General features: G+C 37.7%; 7 protein-coding genes. 6 read left to right on the forward strand and 1 reads right to left on the reverse strand.

The window, feature by feature from the left end; all coding sequences use genetic code 11:
* Positions 1-770 (forward strand): RNA-guided endonuclease InsQ/TnpB family protein (locus L1D51_RS19955; RefSeq protein ID WP_239964615.1); only part of this gene is annotated, 770 nt, incomplete at its 5' end.
* An 8-nt stretch (positions 771-778) separates the two neighbouring features.
* Here the strand turns inward: L1D51_RS19955 and L1D51_RS19960 are convergent.
* Complete coding sequence (locus L1D51_RS19960; RefSeq protein WP_239964616.1) at positions 779-1,894, reverse strand: DGQHR domain-containing protein; 1,116 nt, start codon at positions 1,892-1,894, stop codon at positions 779-781.
* Between the two features lie 390 nt (positions 1,895-2,284).
* On the opposite strand from L1D51_RS19960, the gene L1D51_RS19965 reads away from it, so the two are divergent.
* The 5 genes from L1D51_RS19965 (at position 2,285) to L1D51_RS19985 (ending at position 6,249) form a co-directional block, all read left to right on the forward strand.
* Positions 2,285-2,803, forward strand: a complete 519-nt coding sequence (locus L1D51_RS19965; RefSeq protein WP_239964617.1) for a hypothetical protein — start codon at positions 2,285-2,287, stop codon at positions 2,801-2,803.
* Between the two features lie 101 nt (positions 2,804-2,904).
* Positions 2,905-4,116 carry a hypothetical protein gene (locus L1D51_RS19970; RefSeq protein WP_239964619.1) on the forward strand — a complete coding sequence of 404 codons (1,212 nt, stop codon included), beginning with the start codon at positions 2,905-2,907 and terminating at the stop codon, positions 4,114-4,116.
* Positions 4,117-4,152: 36 nt separating this feature from the next.
* Entirely contained in the window at positions 4,153-5,637 is a 1,485-nt protein-coding gene (locus L1D51_RS19975) for a hypothetical protein (protein ID WP_239964620.1), read from the forward strand.
* Positions 5,638-5,707: 70 nt separating this feature from the next.
* Positions 5,708-5,980, forward strand: a complete 273-nt coding sequence (locus L1D51_RS19980; protein WP_239964621.1) for a hypothetical protein — start codon at positions 5,708-5,710, stop codon at positions 5,978-5,980.
* Between the two features lie 17 nt (positions 5,981-5,997).
* On the forward strand, positions 5,998-6,249 hold the full coding sequence (locus L1D51_RS19985; RefSeq protein ID WP_199530021.1) for a hypothetical protein: 252 nt from the start codon (positions 5,998-6,000) through the stop codon (positions 6,247-6,249).
* The last annotated feature ends 82 nt before the right edge of the window (positions 6,250-6,331 follow it).

Consider the following 6,331-nt stretch of genomic DNA (forward strand, 5'->3'; position numbering starts at 1 on the left):
GCAAAATTAAGACCGTCACTGTTCAATATCGTCACGGAAAATGGGAATGCAGTATCACTCAGGAAGTGGAATGCAAAACGGCTAAACAAGTTTTGGAAACGATCACTGGCTTTGACATCAACTCAAAGCAAACGGTGGTTGGTTCGAACGGTTTCGTGGCCGACAACCCGAAGTTTTTAAAGCAAGCAATAGAGAAGTTAAATCAATTGCAACGCCAGCTTGCACGTCGAACCAAAGGTTCAAATCGCTGGCAAAAAACAAAACAACGCATCAATAAATTACACGGAAAAATCTCAAGGCAAAGGCTGGACTTTGCGCACAAAACTTCACGACAGATAACCAATGAAAATGATATTTTAGTGTTCGAAGATTTAAACGTAAAAGCGATGCAAAAGTTCAATGGTAGTATGGTTGCAGATAACGTGATGGGTTTGATCACTCAGCTTTCAAAGTATAAAGCTGAGCTAGAAGGCAAGCTCTATCATGAAATAGGTCGTTTTGAAAAATCCACTGGAATTTGTTCGGAGTGCGGGCAACGCCATGTTTTAACATTGAATGATAGGAGTTTTACTTGTACGGCTTGCGGAGCGTATCAAAGCCGCGATCTAGCTGCTGCTAAAAGCATAGCTAGTACAGGTGAATTAGATATAATTGCGGCTGGAATCGTCGCAAGGGTAACACCCGCATCTCAGCAGAAACAATCTGTTAAAACGAAAGTCTTCGAATTATCGAAGTTGGATTTTGGATCTGAGAAAAAAGAAGCAGCCTAGCTGTTAAGCTAGACTATAGAAGCCCTGTGATCAAAGTGAACCGATGTCGCTGGGTAGTTCACTGTGCCTTTATCTTTCATAGTCACGTTAGCCTCAAGCCAAAAAGAATCACTTTTATCTTCTATAGGTATGCCGTTTAGATTGATTCGTTCCCACGTTATCGAATTATCTAATAACATTTCATCCATTAATGAACGACCTACATAGCCCAGTGCATTTGCAAAAATTGCTCGTGTAAACATTGCCTTCTCATGGTCTTGAGTGCTCGTAATGTTCTCAATTGGTAATAATCTGAAAATGCAGGTTAAATAGCTTCGGCATAAGTTAAGGGCATCTTCGTATTGAGCTTCATCTGTTATTTGTTTTGATGCAGTGCTATTTGTTAAGTTTAAGAACTTTTGCATCATTGTAGTGAATTGTTGGAATGTCCAAATATGACCTGCTTTTATTTTTCCATGGAGAGCAATTTTGCTTTTTAGCTTATAGGAATCTACTTGTAGTGCTAAATAGTCATTCATTAAACGACTTAACACAGTGCTATTGTCAAAATGCTTACTGATAGAAGAGTTCGGCTTGGTTAACTTCACATGATAATCGGCAAAAAGTTGTCGAATAATTTGTACGGCTTTTGGGGTAGATAGACTTTCTGTTTGCGTTACTATTAATTTAAAACTAATAGTATGATCTTCAAATTCTGCATTGCTTTCATCAGATAATAACCAATCAATGAATGCTTGTCGGCCTTGTCCGTCTGCTATAAATCTATCTGCATTCTTTTCCAAGGTCGCTTCAATTATCAGCTTATTACCAACAGTTACTGAGTTTTTTAATGAGAGGGAGTTAGCAAAAAGCGTTATATTTGGGAATACAGTCCCTTGGGATGTAGTCCAGTACTGCTTTAATCCATTTACTCGCTTTGTATCTACGTCACGTTGCTTCTTATCTACTTCCCCAATTTCCTCAGAGCCTTTCTCTGCTTTAAAGTGATCCACCAGCTCTTTAAAAGTCATGACACCTTCGTAACATTGAACGCCTCGTTGCTCAATACCTTCTTTACTTTTAAAAAGCACTACAAGAAGAGGCTTGTTACAGGGTGAAGTAATAGTCTCGTTTTGATTATTCATTTCGGTTCTCTTTATGTTTCGATTAAGACCATAGTAAGTCCGATTCCATAACGCGCACTTTTGAAATAATTAACCTCGAATAAGTGGCGAATTCACCCTGAATAATTTGAGTCAACTTTATGTAACTGTCTGATTAAGAATAGTTTTTTGTGTTTTTTAGGCTGGCGAATATTTTAGGTTTCTATTGTTGATTAAGGTTAGCTTTATATTTTTTCGAGTTAATATTTTGGCGAATTCACCCTGAATAATTAAGTGTAAATATATTTTAGTTATTGTTCTGTATGACTTTTTTTTAAAAATAATCGTGGAGAATATTTAGTTATCATTTCAATCAAAGCGCGTTCTATATCCTATGTGACCATAGTTACAAAATTTAAGTTGGAGTGTGAAGTGAGTGTTTTCAAAGTTAATCCAATAGACATCATTGATAGCGTTGTTGTTGGAACAGTTAACCAAGTAAGTAGAGAGAAATTAGTTGCTCAAGCCTTTTCTTCATCTGTAGCTGATATAAGAGCTCTAATTGAAAATGAGCGAGCAATAATTACTTCTTTATGTTCTTTTGGGAAAGACTCGACAGTTACATTGCTAATTGTGATGGAGGCTTATCGCCAAGCTATTGCAGCAAAAACCATTGAACCAGAACGCCCATTGATCGTATCGACAGTTAATACAAAAGCAGAAGCGATACCTATGCAAATGTTTGTTAACTATGCCAGTAAGAGAATGCTTAAATATGCTAAGTCTGTAGGTATCAATATTCAGTTTAAATTAGTCCAACCTTCATTGAACAATGAATTCTTTATTAGGTACGTTGGTGGCCAGAAAATTCCAGCAACACCAACTCGCTCTGGTGATTGTTCAGTAATTTTAAGGTTAACCCAAACGAACACTTTGTTAACTCTCTTGTAGAGTCTATTAGGCACTCAAAGAAATATGGCAATTATGCCAGTTCACCAATTATTTCTTGCTTAGGTTCTAGGGAAAAAGAGTCTTCGCGTAGGTCAAAGAATATGGAGCGACACAATCTAAAAGGTAAGTCTGCAGAAGATTTAATGAACTCAATGACATCACAGTCTATTGGAAACTCAAAAGTCTACAATTATGCTCCAATTCGTGACTGGGAGATTGATGATGTATTTCTTTTGCTCAGCTTGGCTGGTTCAAAACCACTACAAAGATCTTGCTATGACATACCAGGTTTTTTATCAAACTTTGGTCTTTTAATCGAGATATACGGTAATGGTACAAGTGAGACTTGCGAAATTGCTACAGGTCAAAGTGGTGGGGCAGGTTGCAATGGCAAAGCACGCTACGGGTGTTCTATTTGTACTATCGTTTCAAAGCAAGATAAAACAGCTACTAACCTTGCAAAGTTGAAACGTTGGGAAGTGCTTGGTGTAGAAAATACATTAAGGCTAAGAGATCGGCTATTTAGAATTAGCTCTAACATGAGTGAGCGAGCTCTCCACGCTCGGGCGTTTGATCCTGTAGGGTATAATCGTGTTGCTTTGCAACCGAATACTTTAAAACCCAAGCATTTAGATAAAATTGTAAGGTACGCCTGCCAGCTAACACAAGAGAGCATTGCTCATTCAGAGCGTTTCAAATCTTTAGTAGAGCAGGGGAGAGAAGCTGAGCATGAAGGTGTTCAGTGTATTCAAAACGATGTAACTCTACCCCCTAAAATAAAGAAAGCTTTTTTAGAAATGTATACAGAAGCCTTACTAAACCCTCAGAACCTTAATTACTACTTTAGTGAAGTGCATGCCGTGCTTTTATCTTTTCGGTGGTCTTTGGATGGTATCGGAGCAGCACCATTTAGGCCTTTAGCTATTTGGAAACAGATTGAGCAAGGAAAAGGGTGGATACCATACCCAAAATTGAATAGTGAGATGAGTGACGCTGATATCGGTAAAATTCAAGGTTATGAGGCTTTATCTGAAGCTGTGATGATGCCAGTGTTAAGAGATGAAGACGGCCATAAGCATGTATTTGATCACGTATCATTAATAGACCTTTGGACCCGCCCTTTAGATGCAAGTGATATTTTTGATGAAGATATGAATTGTAGTATCAAAAGAGGCTCAGACAATTCCGCTAATGTCACGGCTATTTATGACCTCAATATATCAGCGGGTAAATTAGATGTCGCTTTATCGACAGCGATGACAGTTGATGGTGTAGTTTCTTTACACAAAAACAGTCAAAAAGGTTCTATTTGAAGGAAAGGTGTCTCTGGGAAGCTTTTAGAGCTGATATTGAATACAGGATTAGAGAATGAAGTTGATAGTTACTGTATTCAAAAGTTCGAAAGTCTCTTGGTGTCGGTACCAGACTTTGAGCTTAATTTTGAAATGTTTAACAACCTTGTTGGTGAGAGAAAGTTGACTCGTTGCTTAAAGTACTTTGAGAAAACCAATTTAATTACCGGATACAGTGAAAGCGTTAGAAAAGTACCTGCAAAAATCAATTTTACTCAACGAGTATCTAAGGTTAACAGAAAAAAAATATCACGTGGCAATACAAGAATGGTGTTTTATCCATTAAGTGTAGATAGCCGGTATCATCAAGCACATAAGCAGGAAAAAGAGATGTTCAAGCTTTGCTTTGATACTCATACGCAAAAGCTGATATCAATGCATGATAAAGACTTCCTGGACAGTGATGAAGCGCGAGAAAACATCTTCATCTCACAAGAAACCGTAGCTTGCTGGAAAGAAGCTGGTGGACTTGATAGGGCGCTTGAGCTGCATAACGACTATATGCATAGATTAATTAAGTACCGCCATATTCGAAAGTCTAATAAATATGACGTTAGAAAGTACCCAGGCACGCAAGCTGCTGAGCTTTTGATTACAGAGGGTGGTGTTACTATTGAGCGAAAGTATCTATCTCAATTTCAATTTTTGCTAAAGCGTACTCAAGTAATGGATTCACTTTCTATGTTTAAGTACCAATCAATGCCAATTGACGTAGTCAAAGCCTCTGAAGGTGCTATAGCTATGAGCCAGCATAGGAGAGATAAAGCTGAGGTTCTTGACGTTATCCGTAAGTACAGAAACCAGCAAAGGGGAAATGTTAGATCAAACCTCCTAAGTTTTGACGTTAACATTGACGGAACTCTTAACGCTCTAGATGAAAGTGTAAGCATCGTAATCAATGAATCAATTCATAAGCAAAACCTACATCTTCTTAAAGCTAAGTTTAATACTCATTTAGTATCAATAAGTGATAGAAGTAATGCTGCAAAGCTTTGGCTTATGATGCATTTTGATGGAGTGAGCAAAATAGAAGACTTGTTTAGCAGAATTATGACCAGCAAGGACGTTAGTTTGGTCAATAACAATCCTAAATTAAAAGTTCAATTAACCACAAAAGCCATCAAACGATTAAAGAAAATCAATAAAAGGATTTTAGAGGCACAACAAGTTTGGCAGCCTGCTTTAGTAGCTTTAGCAGAATTCAATAACATGACCTTTAGAGACAAAGGGTCTGCTAAGTCCGAGTTCTCTCGTTTAGTTCATGGCGCTATTCGTTCTAATGTAGATAAATGGGTGTTAAATGAATGGAACCCGCAACTTGATACGCTCCTAAGCGCGTTTCAATCAGCTCAAAAGAATATTAATAGTACAACTACTTTGTTTAATGATGTAGTTACAACCATCAACAAGGTCAGTGATACCGGGGCACATAAGGTGGTAGCAAAAATGACTTTTGCCCAAAGGCTGGCATTGTTAAGTTAATTTTTCAAAATGAGCGCAAAATTCATCTGTTGATATTGTCGAAAAATCTTCAATTATAAAAGGTTTGAAAATGGCATCGACAGAAAAAGCAGCTGAATTAATGTTAGAGACAGGGGAGTTTTATACGGGCCAATCCCTCGGAAAAGCACTTTCTATTTCAGCAAATAAAGCGAGCGCACTCCTATATAACATCCGTACAACCAATAAATATAAGACGGTTGATACTGGTGTCCCTAATCGTACCGTAAAGGTGGTATCTATCTATGGTCGAAAATCCAGTATGAGAAGCTTGCAAAACCAGGCTTTGCTGTTTGCTAGACCACCTATGCTTGCAAATAAATGAACTGTTTGGAGGACCTTATGTTATCAGTTAATGACGCAGCTGAATTAATGCTCGAAAATGGTGGATACTTCACAGCAAAAAAACTTGCTAAGCACTTTGATGTAAGTACCCGTAGAGCTTCAAGTTGGTTGGGGGTTATCAAGAGTGATGTTAAATATCGTACAGCAAATTGGGGGGAGTCAACTAAGTTGGTAGGAATTGGTTATCGAACCGTTTCTTTGTCAGAGTTACAGAAAAAAGCATTAATGTTTAAAAGGCCAAGAATTTAACTTAACTAGTAATAATTTCTCAAAGATTAAGAAATGTTCTTTTGTTATGGTAACTCTGCATTTTCACACATAGTATCTTTTG

It is taken from the genome of Pseudoalteromonas shioyasakiensis (genome assembly GCF_022398475.1).
In the GTDB taxonomy this organism is placed as follows: Bacteria; Pseudomonadota; Gammaproteobacteria; order Enterobacterales; family Alteromonadaceae; genus Pseudoalteromonas.

Bases quoted from the DNA above. Each gene is read 5' to 3' on its own strand.
- L1D51_RS19960 (WP_239964616.1), bottom strand. From the start codon at position 1,894: ATGAATAATCAAAACGAGACTATTACTTCACCCTGTAACAAGCCTCTT.
- L1D51_RS19985 (WP_199530021.1), top strand. From the start codon at position 5,998: ATGTTATCAGTTAATGACGCAGCTGAATTAATGCTCGAAAATGGTGGA.
- L1D51_RS19970 (WP_239964619.1), top strand. From the start codon at position 2,905: ATGGAGCGACACAATCTAAAAGGTAAGTCTGCAGAAGATTTAATGAAC.
- L1D51_RS19980 (WP_239964621.1), top strand. From the start codon at position 5,708: ATGGCATCGACAGAAAAAGCAGCTGAATTAATGTTAGAGACAGGGGAG.